This is a genomic window from Bacillus sp. ISO11 (genome assembly GCF_003458115.1).
GTDB lineage: Bacteria > Bacillota > Bacilli > Bacillales > Bacillaceae_G > Bacillus_A > Bacillus_A cereus.
Map to the genome: position 1 here is coordinate 206,401 of NZ_QXCO01000008.1, position 14,429 is coordinate 220,829.

Genomic DNA, 14,429 nt, shown 5'->3' on the forward strand with positions numbered 1-14,429 from the left:
CCTACCATTGTACACTACTATCTCTTTATTTTGAAACAGATTTAACGTACTCTTGTACAAATGCTAAAGCTTCTTCGACTTGAGCTGGGTTTTTACCGCCTGCTTGTGCCATATCAGGACGGCCGCCACCGCCACCGCCGCAACGAGAAGCTACTTCTTTCACAAGTTTACCAGCATGGTAACCTTGGCTAATTAAGTCTTTCGTTACACCTGCTAGGATGTTTACTTTATCGTCATTAACAGACGCTAATACAACAACTGCTGACTCTAATTTATTTTTCAGATCATCCATCATCGTACGTAAGTTATTCATATCTGCAACATTTACTTTCGCTGCTAATACATTCACACCATCAACTGTCATTACAGAATCAGTTAAGTTTCCAGCTTCGATATTGCTTAATTTCGCAGCAAGAGATTCATTTTCTTTTTGCAGTTGTTTCACTTCAGCAAATAGACCATCAACTCTTGTTAAAATATCTTTCGGATTTGTTTTCATTTTTCCTGCTGCTTCTTTTAATAAACCTACTTGATCGTTCATTAATTCGTATGCAGACTTACCAGTTACTGCTTCAATACGACGAGTTCCTGCACCGATACCAGACTCAGCAACGATTTTGAAAATACCGATAGAAGCTGTATTATCAACGTGACAACCACCACAAAGCTCTAAGCTGTAATCGCCAACTTGTACAACGCGTACAACATCTCCGTATTTTTCACCGAATAATGCCATTGCGCCCATTTCTTTCGCTTCTTCGATTGCTTTTTGAGAAATCTCAACATCAATACTTTCCCAAATTTTCTCGTTTACCATACGCTCAATTTTTTCTAATTCGTCAGCTTGTACTTGACCGAAGTGAGAGAAGTCAAAGCGTAGACGTTCAGAAGTTACAAGAGAACCTGCTTGGTTAACGTGTGTTCCAAGTACGTCTTTTAATGCTTGGTGTAGTAAATGAGTTGCTGTATGATTTTTTACAACGCTACTACGGTTTTTCGTATCGATAATAGCTTTTACAGCCGCATCTTTCGTTAATGTACCTTCTTCAACAACAACTTTATGCAAGTTTTGGCCGTTTGGTGCTTTTTGTACGTCTTTTACAAGAACTTTCACACCATCCGCAAGAAGGTAACCACGGTCTGCAATTTGTCCACCGCTCTCAGCATAGAATGGTGTTACATCAAGCATTAATTGTCCTTCTTCACCAGCTTGTAAGCTGTCTGTGTATTCACCGTTTTTCACAAGTGCAACAACGTTACTTTCTGTTGCAACTGTACCGTAACCAACGAATTCGCTCGCTACTTTAATTTCTCCAAGGACACCACCTTGAACTTGCATAGAATCAACGTCTTGACGAGCAGCACGTGCACGCTCACGTTGTTTTTCCATTTCATTTTCAAAACCTTCATGATCAACTGTCATGCCAGCTTCTTCTGCATATTCTTCTGTTAATTCAATTGGGAAACCGTATGTGTCATATAGACGGAACGCATCTACTCCAGAAATAACAGTTGTTTTTTCTTCTTTTGCTTTTGCAATTACTTCAGCTAAAATCGCTTCACCATCATGAAGTGTTTCATGGAAACGCTCTTCTTCGTTCTTCACAACTTTCGCAATGAAATCTTTCTTTTCAAGTACTTCTGGATAGAAGTCTTTCATTACTTCTCCAACAACCGGTACTAATTCAAACATAAATGGACGATTGATGTTTAATTTCTTCGAATAACGAACAGCGCGGCGTAATAAACGACGTAATACATAACCACGGCCTTCGTTAGATGGAAGAGCACCGTCACCAACAGCGAATGTTACTGTACGGATATGGTCAGCAATTACTTTGAATGCCATATCTTTTTCTAAATCGCCATTACGATATTTTTCACCAGAAATTGTTTCTGTTGCACCAATCATCGGCATGAATAGGTCTGTATCGAAGTTTGTAGGCACATCTTGAACGATAGATGTCATACGCTCTAGACCCATCCCTGTATCAATGTTTTTCTTAGGAAGTGGTGTATATGAACCGTCTGGATTATGGTTAAATTGAGAGAATACAAGGTTCCATACTTCTAAGTAACGCTCGTTTTCTCCGCCTGGATATAATTCTGGGTCACTAAAGTCATTACCGTAGGCTTCTCCGCGGTCATAGAAAATCTCTGTATTCGGTCCACTTGGTCCTTCACCGATATCCCAGAAGTTTTCTTCTAAGCGAATAATACGCTCTTTTGGAACGCCCATTTTCTCATTCCAAATTGTGAATGCTTCTTCATCTTCTGGATGGATTGTAACTGATAGTAATTCTTTATCGAATCCGATCCATTTGTCGCTCGTTAAGAATTCCCAAGCCCATGTAATTGCTTCTTCTTTGAAGTAATCACCAATTGAGAAATTTCCTAACATTTCAAAGAATGTATGGTGACGAGCTGTTTTCCCTACGTTTTCAATATCGTTTGTACGAATTGATTTTTGAGCATTTGTAATACGTGGATTTTGTGGGATTACACGTCCATCAAAATATTTTTTTAATGTAGCTACACCACTATTAATCCATAGAAGAGATGGATCTTCATGCGGAACTAGTGATGCACTAGGTTCTACTGCATGTCCTTTTTCTTGGAAAAAGTCTAAAAACATTTGACGAATTTGTGCGCCTGTTAGTTGTTTCATTGTATTTTCCTCCTTAAATATAAAAAACTCCCGTCCCTATAAAAGGGACGAGAGTTAACTCGCGATACCACCCTAATTATGAATTGATTACAATAACAATCAATTCATCACCTCATGGTGCCGTAACGTGGCAAGACGGCAGTGATTAGCTGCTCTCAGGATTAGCTTTCTGTTACCCTTCATTTAAAGCTTCTTTCAGCCATATGGAAGCTTCTCTCTATAAATGGACTGTAACGTACTTGTTCCGTCATTGATTTAATGTATTATATGACTAAATATAATAGAATTCTCTTAAGTTTGTCAATGTAGATAATCATTTATATTGGATTAATTACTTATTAATCATAAGTATTCTACTATTCATTCTTAACAGCCTTTTCATATAGTATGCATTTATTAATAAATCGGAATCTCCTTATAAGAATAATTTATAAAAATTTCTAAATATTACTTTTTTGTTATAATTAAATTATTGTTAATAAAATAAAGGAGCGATCACAATGACAACCTTACTTAGCAAAGCTAAAAACATATTAGCGACTGACGAAACGATATTATTTTACGCAGCATGTTCATTAGACATATTTATTTATCGTTCCGTCGCAAGGCCAGGATTGCTAATTTTAACGAACAAAAGGCTATTCTTTTATGGGCCAGATGTAAGTAAGAATCCAATATTTGAAGAGTACTCTTTCGCAAAAATTTCTAATCTAAAAGAACAAAAGCGTCTTTTCAACAATCAAATTGTATTTATGTATGATAACGAATGGAAAAAAATAAAACATATTCAAACAAATGATGTGAGCTCCCTCGTTCAAAAGATACACGAGCAGCTTTCTAAATAAATATATGATTAGCCCTCTATTTCTTACATAGAGGGCTTCTATACTTACACATCTTCTTTTTTCAAGAGCGGTCTCACATGAACAATGACAGTGCGAATAACTGCTAAAATCGGAACCGATATTAGCAACCCTACAATCCCAGCTACCTCTCCCCCAACTAGTAAGGCAAGCATAATAATAACGGGATGCATACGAAGTGACTTACCAACGATGTAAGGCGATAAAATGTTACTCTCCACAAATTGCAAAATCGCAATTGTGATCCCCGCCTTAATAAGTAAACTCGTTGATACTGTTGCTGCAATCATTAACGTCGGGATTGCTCCTAAAATAGGACCGAAGTACGGGATTATATCCGTTACCCCAATAATAATGCCAAGCAATAATGGATATTTCATACCGATAAACCAAAAAGAAAGAGCTGATACTCCCCCTAATACTAAACAAACAAATAACTGTCCTCGAATATAACTTCCAAGTGATTTATCAATTTCTTTCGCAAGCATTTGCCCCGTACCTCGCCATTTACTTGGGACTAGTTTCCAAAAGATATGATAAAACTCACCATAATCTTTTAATATGTAAAATACAATGAACGGTATTAAGAAAATAATGAGCAATGAATCGAGTACACCACGAGCTGTACTCATCACTTTATTTAAAAGTGCTTGAATCTTCGTTTCCACACCCACAAAAAGTTGTTTCACCTTTTCATGAATGAACGAAGGGAAATTCGCCGTTTGTTCTGTAACGCCATCCATCCACGAATCGTACATTTTTGTAAACTGCGGAAATTGTTCATTAATCTCTTGTAACTGTTTAATAACGACTGGTGTTCCTTTATAAATCCCATAACCAATTCCGCCAAAGAAAAGGATATAAATGAGCAAAATGGCAAGTGTACGGGGCATCCCTTCCTTATGAATTTTTTCAATTAAAGGGTGCAATAAATACGCAATAAAACACGCGATAAGAAACGGCGTGATTGCTACTTTAAATACAAAAATAATCGGTGCCCATAGCGGCTTAATTTTTAAAAAGACGAGCAGACAAAGAAAAACAAGTAACAATAATCCTAAACGATATATCCAAATGATTTTAAGATTCTTCACATGAAAAACCTCCTCCACCTTTATTTTGAAAATAAATGGGGTAGGTTATGTGCGAAACTTTTAAAATCTTTTCATACGGACCATACTGTTTTTTAAAGACGTACATATAAATAACATAACAAGGACAACCACCCCTGAGAATACAGCATGAATTAATATAATCAGGAGGGCTAATTATGGTTTTGTTTATGCTTGGATTATCAGCACTTTTTATGATTCTTGAATGGATTTGTATCGGGTTCGGTATTTGGAAGGGGTTCTTTATTCATTCCTCACGTAAAGAAAAAGCGAAGCAATTATGGCAGTATGGAATACTTGGCGTTGGCTGCTACGGTCTATCTTATCTTTTCTCAGAGATCGGACTTTTTTATTTGCATATGGGTGCATAAAAAAACTCCCTTGTCTACAAGGGAGTTTTTCACTTTATCGAAATGATTATAAGTAAGACTTAATCATCTTACGTGCTTTTTTCATATTGCGTTTTGAAAATACATCTTGCTTACGAGCATATTGATATGCTGCAGCTCCAACACCTAATGCGATTAATGAATTGCGTAGATTCAAAGTAAATCCCCCTTTTCGTTATCCGATCGTTCTTTCATTCTCATCAAATAAATCATCAAGAGAGCTTAGTGAACCATCTTCCTCAACTTGATGCGTATGGATTTTCCCCTTTGAAACCGATAATTCGATATAACAATTCCAGCAATAAAATTGGTTGACACCTATTTTTCCAATGTCTTTCCCTTTGCAATTTGGACAAATAAACATATGGCTTTCATCTCCTTACAGTCTCCCAGATTCTATTCGCCATTATGTCCAAACTGCATTCATTTATACATTTTACTGGAGCCTTTCAACGCTATGCGTTTGAAAGTTTCACTATATAATTTCACCTTGTTACATGAAATCATACGGTGAAATGTTTTCCACGTCCATTTCCTCGCCATTAACTGTGACCATCTGTACTTCTCCTTGTGATTCTTGCAAGCGACTAGCTAAGGTTGTTTGACGCATTGCATCATCAAGGCGATTTACACCAGATTGGAAAGCTGCTTCCTCTCCGCAAATAATAAGGAACTTCTTACTTCTTGTAATGCCCGTGTAAATTAAATTACGACGTAACATACGGTTGTAACTTTTCACGATTGGCATAATAACAATCGGAAATTCACTACCTTGTGATTTATGAATGGAACAACAATATGCATGCGTAATTTGATTTAAATCGGGCTTCGTATACGTTACCTCAATTCCATCAAATGAAACGATAATCATATCTTGTTGCTCAACGTTTTCTTTCGCATAAAACACCGAAACAATTTCCCCAATATCACCATTAAACACTTGGCTCTCCGGCTGATTCACGAGTTGCAGTACTTTATCGCCTCTTCGGTACACAACATCACCGTAAGCAATTTCTTTACTCTTTTCCCTCTTCGGATTAAATACTTGTTGCAGCGCTTCGTTTAATACATTAATACCAGCAGGCCCGCGGTACATCGGTGCTAATACTTGTACATCTCTTGCGCTAAAGCCTTTTGTTTTAGCATTTTCACAAACTTTTTTCACAACCTCAACAATTTGAGCTCCTGTACAGCCGATAAATGAACGATCTTTTTGATTTTGTGCTAAATCTGGTGGTAGAGTTCCATTTTTTATCGCATGGGCAAGTTGAATCACTGATGAGCCTTCCGCTTGACGATAAATTTCAGTAAGCTTCACTGTCGGAACTGCGCCTGCATTTAATAAATCTTTTAATACTTGTCCAGGCCCTACAGATGGCAACTGATCTTCATCACCTACAACGATAACTTGAATGTTCGTCGGCAACGACTTAAATAGCTGATTTGCAAGCCAAATATCAACCATTGAAAATTCATCGATAATAAGGAGCTTACCTTGGACAGGATCCGTTTCATTACGCTGGAAAGATCCTTCTGGCGTCCAACCAAGTAAACGGTGAATTGTGCAAGCTGGAAGTCCTGTCGATTCACTCATCCGCTTCGCTGCTCTTCCTGTTGGAGCTGTTAATAGTATTGGAAATGGATTATCATCACTGTATTCATTCGGATTTAACGATAACCCGTGTAGTGATGCATACATTTCAACAATCCCTTTAATAACTGTTGTTTTCCCTGTTCCTGGTCCACCTGTCAATAACATCATCGGTTTATGAAGTGCCGTTTGAATTGCTTCTTGCTGAAACGGTGCATATTGTACGTTCAGTTGTTCTTCAATTTCACCTAACGTTTTTAACACTTCTGCTTCTGGAAATGAAGGTGTTTCTTCTTGATTCATAAGCCTGCGAATAGACTTTACAACACCTTTCTCAGAGTAGAATAACGTTGCTAAATACACTCGTTCTTCTTCTATGATGACTTTCCCTTCACTTTGCATCGTTTCAATACAACCTATAATATCTTCCTCAGTCACTCTTCCTTCTTGATTGTTTAAAAGTGACATCGTTTCTCTTACAAGTTGATCTTTCCTCATATAAACGTGACCAAGTTGTAATGAGACATTCTCTAATGTGTAAAAACATCCTGCGCGTACACGGTCGTCATGATTACCCGATATCCCTAACGCACGCCCTATATCATCCGCTCTTCCAAAACCAATCCCGTCCACTTCTTCGATAAGTTGATACGGATTATTACGAATCACTTCTAATGTCATCTCTTTATATTGCTGGTAAATCTTAATAGAAAGTTTCGTTCCAAAACCGTAGCCATTTAAAAAGCTCATTACTTTCTCTAGCCCTTGATGTTCAACAATTGTCTCATATATTTCCTGAGCCTTTTGTTTATTAACGACACCATTTAATGCCTCAGGGTCATCCATAATTTTAGAAATAGCATGTTCTCCGAGATGGTCCACAATTTTTTCAGCTGTACGCTTTCCTATCCCTTTAAATAAATCACTCGCTAAATATTGCACCATACCTGCTTTTGTTTGCGGCAATTCTTTTTTAAATGTTTCAACCATATATTGTTTTCCATACTTTGGATGGTCCTTAAAATGACCTGTCAATGTAAACACTTCATCTTCATGCATGCGGGGAAAATGACCGTTTATCATTACTTTCTTTTCGTCATACGTTTCATTCGTTTCAATGACTTTCATACTGACAACGGAATAGAGGTTTTCTTCGTTGTGGAAAATGGTATGAAGAACTTGCGCTTTTATAAACTTTTTCTCTTCCTCAAACAAATCCATTGCATGTTGATTTCCCATTTTTCCTCTCCTTTCCGGTATTTTCACTTTAATGAGCAGTACATCCCCCACCTTTTTAGATGAGGGATAACTACCCATTAAACTATATTTTTATCTTATTCAGCTTCTTGCTCTAATAAACGAACGCCATTACCCGCTAAAAAGTGATCTGGCTGAATTTCAGTTGCTTTCTTAAATAAAGCGAGAGCCTTCTCATTATTTTCCTCAAATACGTACGCAACACCTAAATTGTAATACGCATCTGCATGCTCCTCATCCATTTCTAATACCTTTTCAAAATAAGGTTTCGCCTCTTGAACGTGTTCTAATCGCGCGAAGCAAAGTCCGCACTGGAATACAGCTTCTACATCGTTTTCATCTAATTCTGTTGCTCTTTGTAAGAATGGTAGTGCAAGACGATCATTTCCAAGCTGTACATGTGTGATACCTAACATAAATGTTACATCAGCTGATTGTAATCCAGCTTGCATTGCTTGTTCAAATACAGCTTTCGCTTCAGTAAATTGCTCTTGGCCATAATATACATTTCCTAAACCATAATAGGCTGCTGCAGATTTATCATCTAACTCTAGTGCACGTTTATAAAATAAAATCGCTCGCTCGCTATCACCTAATACGTCTAATAAATTTGCAAAATTAATGTACCCAAGCGCATCTTTCGGATTTTCTTCGATTGCTTCTGTAAAATTTTTAGCTGCTTCTTCCCAGTTTCCTTCTTGCATATATTGAATACCTGTTTCAAGTTTGTTTGACATGTCCTTCACCTCTACAACAAATTATAACAAAGAATGTATTTTCCAAGCGAACGAAAATTCGCTTTATGTAAAAGAAACCTCTAACCGCTAATCGGCAGAGGCTTCTCATTTATCCTAAATAATCCAATTTCTTACCACTACGGTATACTTCATCAATTGTAGCACCGCCTAAGCACTCATCTCCATCATAGAAAACGACTGCTTGTCCTGGTGTAATTGCACGAATTGGCTCATCACAAAGAATACGAACTGTATTTTCATCAACGATTTGAACCGTTACTTTATTGTCTTCTTGACGATAACGGAATTTCGCCGTGCACTTAAATTCTGTTTCTTTTTCTTTGTTACTTACCCATCCTACATTCGTAGCAATAACTTCATCACCATATAGAAGTTCGTTATGGAATCCTTGATCAACATATAAAATGTTTTCTTTTAGATTTTTCCCAACAGCAAACCATGGATCACCATTACCACCAATTCCAAGGCCATGACGTTGTCCAATTGTATAATACATTAAACCGTCATGCTTCCCTTTCACTTCACCAGATAATGTTTGCATTACACCTGGTTGTGCCGGTAAGTAGTTACTTAAGAAATCTTTAAAGTTACGCTCACCAATGAAGCAAATACCTGTACTATCTTTTTTCGCCGCTGTCGCTAAGCCAGCTTCTTTCGCCATTTCACGAATTTGCGGTTTCTTTAATTCACCTAACGGGAACATTGTTTTTGATAATTGCTCTTGGCTTAATTGATTTAAGAAATATGTTTGATCTTTATTGTCATCAACACCGCGAAGCATTTTATATTCGCCGTCCATATAAGCAACGCGTGCATAATGGCCTGTTGCCACATAATCCGCACCAAGCGCAATTGCATGCTCTAAAAATGCTTTAAATTTAATTTCTTTATTACACATTACATCTGGGTTTGGTGTACGACCAGCTCGGTACTCATCTAAGAAGTACGTAAATACTTTATCCCAGTATTGTTTTTCAAAGTTTACTGCATAATACGGAATACCAATTTGGTTACACACTTCAATTACATCATTGTAATCTTCTGTTGCTGTGCAGACACCATTCTCATCTGTATCATCCCAGTTTTTCATAAAAATTCCGATTACATCATAACCTTGCTCTTTTAATAAAAGTGCTGCTACAGATGAATCGACGCCACCGGACATACCGATGACAACGCGTGTTTCGTGAGGTAGTTTGTTCATCATGTCACCTCCCATGCTAATTTTGTGTTAATCGCTTCACGATTTTCACTGTTTCGTACGCCGCTTTTTCAATTTGCTCTTTCGTATTTCCAAGTCCAAAACTAAAGCGTACGGATGAACGTATTTGATCGGAGTCTTTTCCAAACATCGCTACTAATACATGTGATGGATCAATCGAACCAGCTGTACAAGCAGAACCACTTGATACTGCAATACCAGCTAAGTCTAAGTTCACAAGAAACGGTTCAATGTTCATTCCTGTAAAACTTACATTAAGTACATGCGGTAAGCGATGTTCTAAGTTTCCGTTTACCTCGAAAGTAATGCCTTCATTTTTGAAGACAGATACCATTATATCTTTAAACTCTTCATATTGGGCATTTTTTTGCTCACGAGTTTTTTCAGCTATAAGAATTGCATACTGAAGCCCAGCAATACTAGGCACATTTTCCGTACCAGCACGGCGTTTTCTTTCTTGCTCTCCGCCTATTAATAACGGTTCAAATTTCACATTTGCACCAGCGTATAAGAAACCTACACCTTTTGGCCCGTTAATTTTATGAGCTGAAATTGATAATAAATCAATACCAAACTCTTTCACATTAATTTCTACTAAACCGTAAGCTTGTACCGCATCTGTATGGAAATACGCTTGATGCTCTTTTAACAGCTTTCCTATTTCCACAATCGGTTGCATCGTCCCTACTTCATTATTCCCAAACATAACAGATACAAGAATCGTCTCTTCTGTTAATGCCTTTTGTATGTCAGAAACTTGAATGCGCCCTGTTTCATCGACAGGTAAATATGTCACTTCAAACCCTTCACGCTCTAACAATTCGCACGTATGCAAAATCGCATGATGTTCAATTTGCGTCGTTATAATGTGGTTACCTTTATGACGGTTCGCACGTGCTACACCGATAAGCGCTAAATTATCAGCTTCTGTACCACCGCTCGTAAATATAATTTCATTCGGATTCGCATGAATGCTGCGTGCACACACTCTTCTCGCCTCATCTACTGTGTGACGAGTTTGACGTCCATAAAAGTGAATACTAGACGGGTTCCCGAATATTTCTGTCATATATGGAATCATCTTTTCGACCACTTCTGGGTGAGTCGGAGATGTCGCAGCATGATCTAAGTAAATGCGTTCCATTAAATCTCCTTCTTTCCAAATCGTTTCACAAGGAATTAAATGTAAAACATATAGCCCCCGTGATTTTCTTCCTCATAACGTACTAAATCTTCTAACGTTGTACTATCTAACACTTCTTGCACCGCATCACGAACACGCATCCATAATTGGCGTTGTGCTGGTTCTTCTTCTTCTATCATTTCTACAACACTAATCGGACCCTCTAATACACGGATTACATCTCCAGCTGTAATGTTAGCCGGCTGATCTGATAGTACATATCCGCCATATGCTCCCCGCGTACTCTTTACTAGACGCGCGTTACGAAGTGGTGAAATTAATTGCTCTAAGTAATGTTCCGATAAGTCATGTGCCTGCGCAATTGATTTTAATGAAATCGGACCTTCACCAAACTTTTTTGCAAGATCAATCATAATTGTTAAGCCATAGCGGCCTTTCGTTGAAATTTTCATCTATTTTGCACCTCTTTTCAAATTTTCACTTCTATTGGTTATATCTTATTTATAAAAAGAACACAATTTAAAATCCTATGAAATTATAGCATAATATAGTATTATAAGAAATTTCAACTTGTGTATCAAAATGATAACATAAAATCACATTGAAAAACTCGGGAATTATTACAATTGAAAGAAAAATGAAAATATTATCCTTTATTTTTCCCATAAAACAGCATCCTATTTCAAATTTCGTAGAAAAAAATGATACGATAGAACGAGATTATATATTAAGGGAGACGGTCCAAATGAAACAACCACTCGCACATCGAATGCGCCCTACAAATATTCAAGAAATTATTGGGCAACAACATTTAGTTGGTGAAGGAAAGATTTTATGGCGAATGGTCCAAGCCAATCATTTTCAATCTATGATTTTATACGGTCCTCCAGGTACAGGAAAAACATCCATTGCCAGTGCAATTGCTGGAAGTACCGGTACCCCGTTTCGTCTATTGAATGCTGTTACTCACAATAAAAAAGATATGGAAGTTGTCGTACAAGAAGCGAAGATGCATCGACACCTCGTTTTAATTTTAGATGAAGTTCACCGTCTAGATAAAGCAAAGCAAGACTTTCTATTACCTCACTTAGAAAGCGGACTTCTTACTTTAATTGGTGCAACGACAAGTAATCCATTCCATGCAATAAACTCCGCTATTCGAAGCAGGTGTCAAATTTTCGAATTACACGCACTAACAGAAGATGATATTTTAATTGGGTTAAAAAGAGCTTTAGAAGATAAAGAAAAAGGCCTTGGAGAATATGCTGTAACGGTAACAGATGAAGCACTACATCACTTTGCAAACGCCTCTGGTGGTGATATGCGTTCCGCTTATAACGCACTTGAGCTTGCTGTATTATCTAGCTTTACTACAGACGATCAAGCGGCTGAAATCACACTCGAGATTGCAGAAGAATGCTTACAAAAGAAGAGCTTCGTTCACGACAAAGGCGGCGATGCTCATTATGACGTATTATCAGCATTTCAAAAATCAGTGCGCGGAAGTGATGTAAATGCAGCGCTCCATTATTTAGCACGCCTTATTGAAGCAGGTGATTTACAAAGTATTGGCAGACGCCTTCTTATTATGGCTTATGAAGATATTGGACTTGCTAGCCCACAAGCTGGACCACGTACACTAGCTGCAATTGAATCAGCTGAACGAGTTGGATTCCCAGAAGCACGCATCCCACTTGCAAATGCCGTTATCGAGCTATGCTTATCACCAAAATCAAATTCAGCTTATAAAGCACTTGATGCTGCATTACACGATTTACGCAACGGTCAAACAGGTGACATTCCAAGCCATTTAAAAGATAGTCATTACAAAGGCGCAGAATCACTTGGAAGAGGCATTGGATATTTATATCCACACGACCATCCAAACGGCTGGGTAAGGCAACAATACTTACCTGATAAAATAAAAAACAAGCAATATTATAAACCGAAAACGACAGGGAAATTTGAGCAAGCACTTTCTACTGTTTATGAAAGATTACAAACTTCGAATAAAACGAAAAATAAAGGGTAACATAAACGAAAACGTCACCATTATGGAGGCTTCGCTTATGAAAACACGTCAAGATGCATGGACAAAAGAAGATGATCTCCTTTTAGCAGAAACTGTTTTACGACATATTCGCAGCGGAAGTACACAAATAAAAGCATTTGATGAAGTCGGCGATACGTTGAACCGGACTTCAGCAGCTTGCGGCTTTAGATGGAATGCTGAAGTAAGACCGAATTACGAAGATGCTGTGCAGCTTGCGAAGAAACAACGTAAAGAATTAAAGCGCTCTGAAGCTAAAATAGAAAAAAATCAGTTCACGAAAACGAAACAACTCGTAATCGATGCTGAGTTTTCTGAAGATATTACGCCAAGTAAACAAGAACTTACGATGCAAAATGTCATCTCATTTTTGCAAAACTTGGAGCATAATAACCCTTCACTCGCAAAGTTGCAAACTGAAAATGATGTATTACAAGCTCAGCTCACTTCTCTGCAAAAAACGAATCATGAACTTGAAACGAAATTAGCGGTACTCACAAAAAAACAACAAGCAATCGAAGAAGATTACGCGATGCTTGTTCGAATTATGGATCGTGCTCGAAAACTTGTTTCGGTCGAAGAGCAAGAAGAGCAAATTGCCCCGATTTTCAAAACCGATCAAAACGGGAATTTAGATATTATTTATTCTGCTGAGAATTAAAAACAGGGATGTCACTTTTTTGACTGAGTGACATCCTTGTTTGTTTTCGGTAAATCATATATATACATGTCGGTAAATGAAATTATATTAACGATTTTTCGAATATATCTATCGTAACTTGCAATATATCAACGATTTTTCGAATATATCTATCACAACTTGCAATATATCAACGATTCAATAAAGGATATCGATTTAACGACAAAGATTGACAATAACATTCCTCCTTGTCATACAAGGAAACTCCTAAAACGGATTAGATATTTTTTACTAAAATGTTATTATAAACATATACCTTTAAAGGGGGATGGTTGCTATTTCATTAATAATCTTCAAAATAACTCTTGGCCTTCTCGTCCTGACTTTAGCTCTTTTCACCATTAACAGTCTAAAAAAGACATCCGCCTATACATCAGATAAATATGATCATTACTTACTAGCGTTACTTACATTTGAACTAGTAGTAATGCAAATATCCATATTTCTTTAATACATATAAAAAAGCATATATCCAAAATAATCTGTACCCTTTGTAAAGGACATTTTGAAAAAAGTTAGGCAACATCAAGAAGATGATTTCTGTATCCTGGTCTTACCCCTGTCAAGTAGACAGTAATAGATTAGGTGTCTTTTCATTAAGCAGCCTTAGTTCCAAATTCAATAGGACTAAGGTTGTTTAATCTTTTTTGAAATCTTTTGTTATTGTAATAGCCC

At 37.3% G+C, this 14,429-nt stretch carries 13 protein-coding genes and 1 other annotated feature; of the genes, 4 read left to right on the forward strand and 9 right to left on the reverse strand.

Annotated features, from left to right (window positions below; genetic code table 11):
- Positions 1–25: 25 nt before the first annotated feature.
- Positions 26–2,668 carry an alanine--tRNA ligase gene (gene alaS, locus D1166_RS11550; RefSeq protein WP_000811831.1) on the reverse strand — a complete coding sequence of 881 codons (2,643 nt, stop codon included), beginning with the start codon at positions 2,666–2,668 and terminating at the stop codon, positions 26–28.
- Between the two features lie 40 nt (positions 2,669–2,708).
- Positions 2,709–2,928, reverse strand: a binding site (T-box leader).
- A 240-nt stretch (positions 2,929–3,168) separates the two neighbouring features.
- On the opposite strand from alaS, the gene D1166_RS11555 reads away from it, so the two are divergent.
- A complete protein-coding gene (locus tag D1166_RS11555) occupies positions 3,169–3,513 on the forward strand; it encodes a PH domain-containing protein (protein ID WP_000209579.1) in 345 nt (114 codons plus the stop codon).
- A 44-nt stretch (positions 3,514–3,557) separates the two neighbouring features.
- Here D1166_RS11555 and D1166_RS11560 read toward each other — a convergent pair whose 3' ends face one another.
- Positions 3,558–4,625: an AI-2E family transporter gene (locus D1166_RS11560; RefSeq protein WP_000793128.1), complete on the reverse strand. Its 1,068-nt coding sequence runs from the start codon at positions 4,623–4,625 to the stop codon at positions 3,558–3,560.
- Between the two features lie 176 nt (positions 4,626–4,801).
- Here D1166_RS11560 and D1166_RS11565 point away from each other — a divergent pair, with 176 nt between their 5' ends.
- Positions 4,802–5,014, forward strand: coding sequence for a hypothetical protein (locus D1166_RS11565; protein WP_000242535.1), 213 nt, complete (start codon positions 4,802–4,804; stop codon positions 5,012–5,014).
- A gap of 46 nt (positions 5,015–5,060) precedes the next feature.
- On the opposite strand, the gene D1166_RS11570 is transcribed toward D1166_RS11565, so the two are convergent.
- The 7 genes from D1166_RS11570 to cymR all read right to left on the reverse strand — a co-directional run bounded on the left by D1166_RS11570 (position 5,061) and on the right by cymR (position 11,456).
- Positions 5,061–5,189, reverse strand: a complete 129-nt coding sequence (locus D1166_RS11570) for a YrzQ family protein (protein WP_001053553.1) — start codon at positions 5,187–5,189, stop codon at positions 5,061–5,063.
- A gap of 18 nt (positions 5,190–5,207) precedes the next feature.
- Positions 5,208–5,396 (reverse strand): hypothetical protein, encoded by a 189-nt coding sequence (locus D1166_RS11575; protein WP_000469281.1) that lies wholly within the window; start codon positions 5,394–5,396, stop codon positions 5,208–5,210.
- A gap of 129 nt (positions 5,397–5,525) precedes the next feature.
- Positions 5,526–7,862 (reverse strand): SF1B family DNA helicase RecD2, encoded by a 2,337-nt coding sequence (gene recD2, locus D1166_RS11580; protein WP_000528086.1) that lies wholly within the window; start codon positions 7,860–7,862, stop codon positions 5,526–5,528.
- A gap of 95 nt (positions 7,863–7,957) precedes the next feature.
- A complete protein-coding gene (locus tag D1166_RS11585; RefSeq protein ID WP_000066409.1) occupies positions 7,958–8,617 on the reverse strand; it encodes a tetratricopeptide repeat protein in 660 nt (219 codons plus the stop codon).
- Positions 8,618–8,726: 109 nt separating this feature from the next.
- Complete coding sequence (gene mnmA, locus D1166_RS11590; protein WP_001038010.1) at positions 8,727–9,842, reverse strand: tRNA 2-thiouridine(34) synthase MnmA; 1,116 nt, start codon at positions 9,840–9,842, stop codon at positions 8,727–8,729.
- A 16-nt stretch (positions 9,843–9,858) separates the two neighbouring features.
- The gene (locus D1166_RS11595) at positions 9,859–11,004 is read right to left on the reverse strand and encodes a cysteine desulfurase family protein (RefSeq protein WP_000439893.1); all 1,146 of its coding nucleotides are present in this window, start codon (positions 11,002–11,004) and stop codon (positions 9,859–9,861) included.
- A 35-nt stretch (positions 11,005–11,039) separates the two neighbouring features.
- Positions 11,040–11,456 (reverse strand): cysteine metabolism transcriptional regulator CymR, encoded by a 417-nt coding sequence (cymR, locus tag D1166_RS11600; RefSeq protein WP_000704116.1) that lies wholly within the window; start codon positions 11,454–11,456, stop codon positions 11,040–11,042.
- Between the two features lie 293 nt (positions 11,457–11,749).
- On the opposite strand from cymR, the gene D1166_RS11605 reads away from it, so the two are divergent.
- Together D1166_RS11605 and D1166_RS11610 are read left to right on the forward strand one after the other, a co-directional pair.
- Complete coding sequence (locus tag D1166_RS11605; protein ID WP_000812919.1) at positions 11,750–13,036, forward strand: replication-associated recombination protein A; 1,287 nt, start codon at positions 11,750–11,752, stop codon at positions 13,034–13,036.
- 37 nt (positions 13,037–13,073) lie between these two features.
- Complete coding sequence (locus D1166_RS11610) at positions 13,074–13,715, forward strand: RsfA family transcriptional regulator (RefSeq protein WP_000857722.1); 642 nt, start codon at positions 13,074–13,076, stop codon at positions 13,713–13,715.
- The last annotated feature ends 714 nt before the right edge of the window (positions 13,716–14,429 follow it).

Coding starts and splice junctions, on each gene's coding strand:
- D1166_RS11565 (WP_000242535.1), top strand. CDS start 4,802: ATGGTTTTGTTTATGCTTGGATTATCAGCACTTTTTATGATTCTTGAA.
- D1166_RS11575 (WP_000469281.1), bottom strand. CDS start 5,396: ATGTTTATTTGTCCAAATTGCAAAGGGAAAGACATTGGAAAAATAGGT.
- D1166_RS11610 (WP_000857722.1), top strand. CDS start 13,074: ATGAAAACACGTCAAGATGCATGGACAAAAGAAGATGATCTCCTTTTA.
- D1166_RS11585 (WP_000066409.1), bottom strand. CDS start 8,617: ATGTCAAACAAACTTGAAACAGGTATTCAATATATGCAAGAAGGAAAC.
- mnmA (WP_001038010.1), bottom strand. CDS start 9,842: ATGAACAAACTACCTCACGAAACACGCGTTGTCATCGGTATGTCCGGT.
- D1166_RS11595 (WP_000439893.1), bottom strand. CDS start 11,004: ATGGAACGCATTTACTTAGATCATGCTGCGACATCTCCGACTCACCCA.
- D1166_RS11605 (WP_000812919.1), top strand. CDS start 11,750: ATGAAACAACCACTCGCACATCGAATGCGCCCTACAAATATTCAAGAA.
- recD2 (WP_000528086.1), bottom strand. CDS start 7,862: ATGGGAAATCAACATGCAATGGATTTGTTTGAGGAAGAGAAAAAGTTT.
- D1166_RS11555 (WP_000209579.1), top strand. CDS start 3,169: ATGACAACCTTACTTAGCAAAGCTAAAAACATATTAGCGACTGACGAA.
- cymR (WP_000704116.1), bottom strand. CDS start 11,456: ATGAAAATTTCAACGAAAGGCCGCTATGGCTTAACAATTATGATTGAT.
- alaS (WP_000811831.1), bottom strand. CDS start 2,668: ATGAAACAACTAACAGGCGCACAAATTCGTCAAATGTTTTTAGACTTT.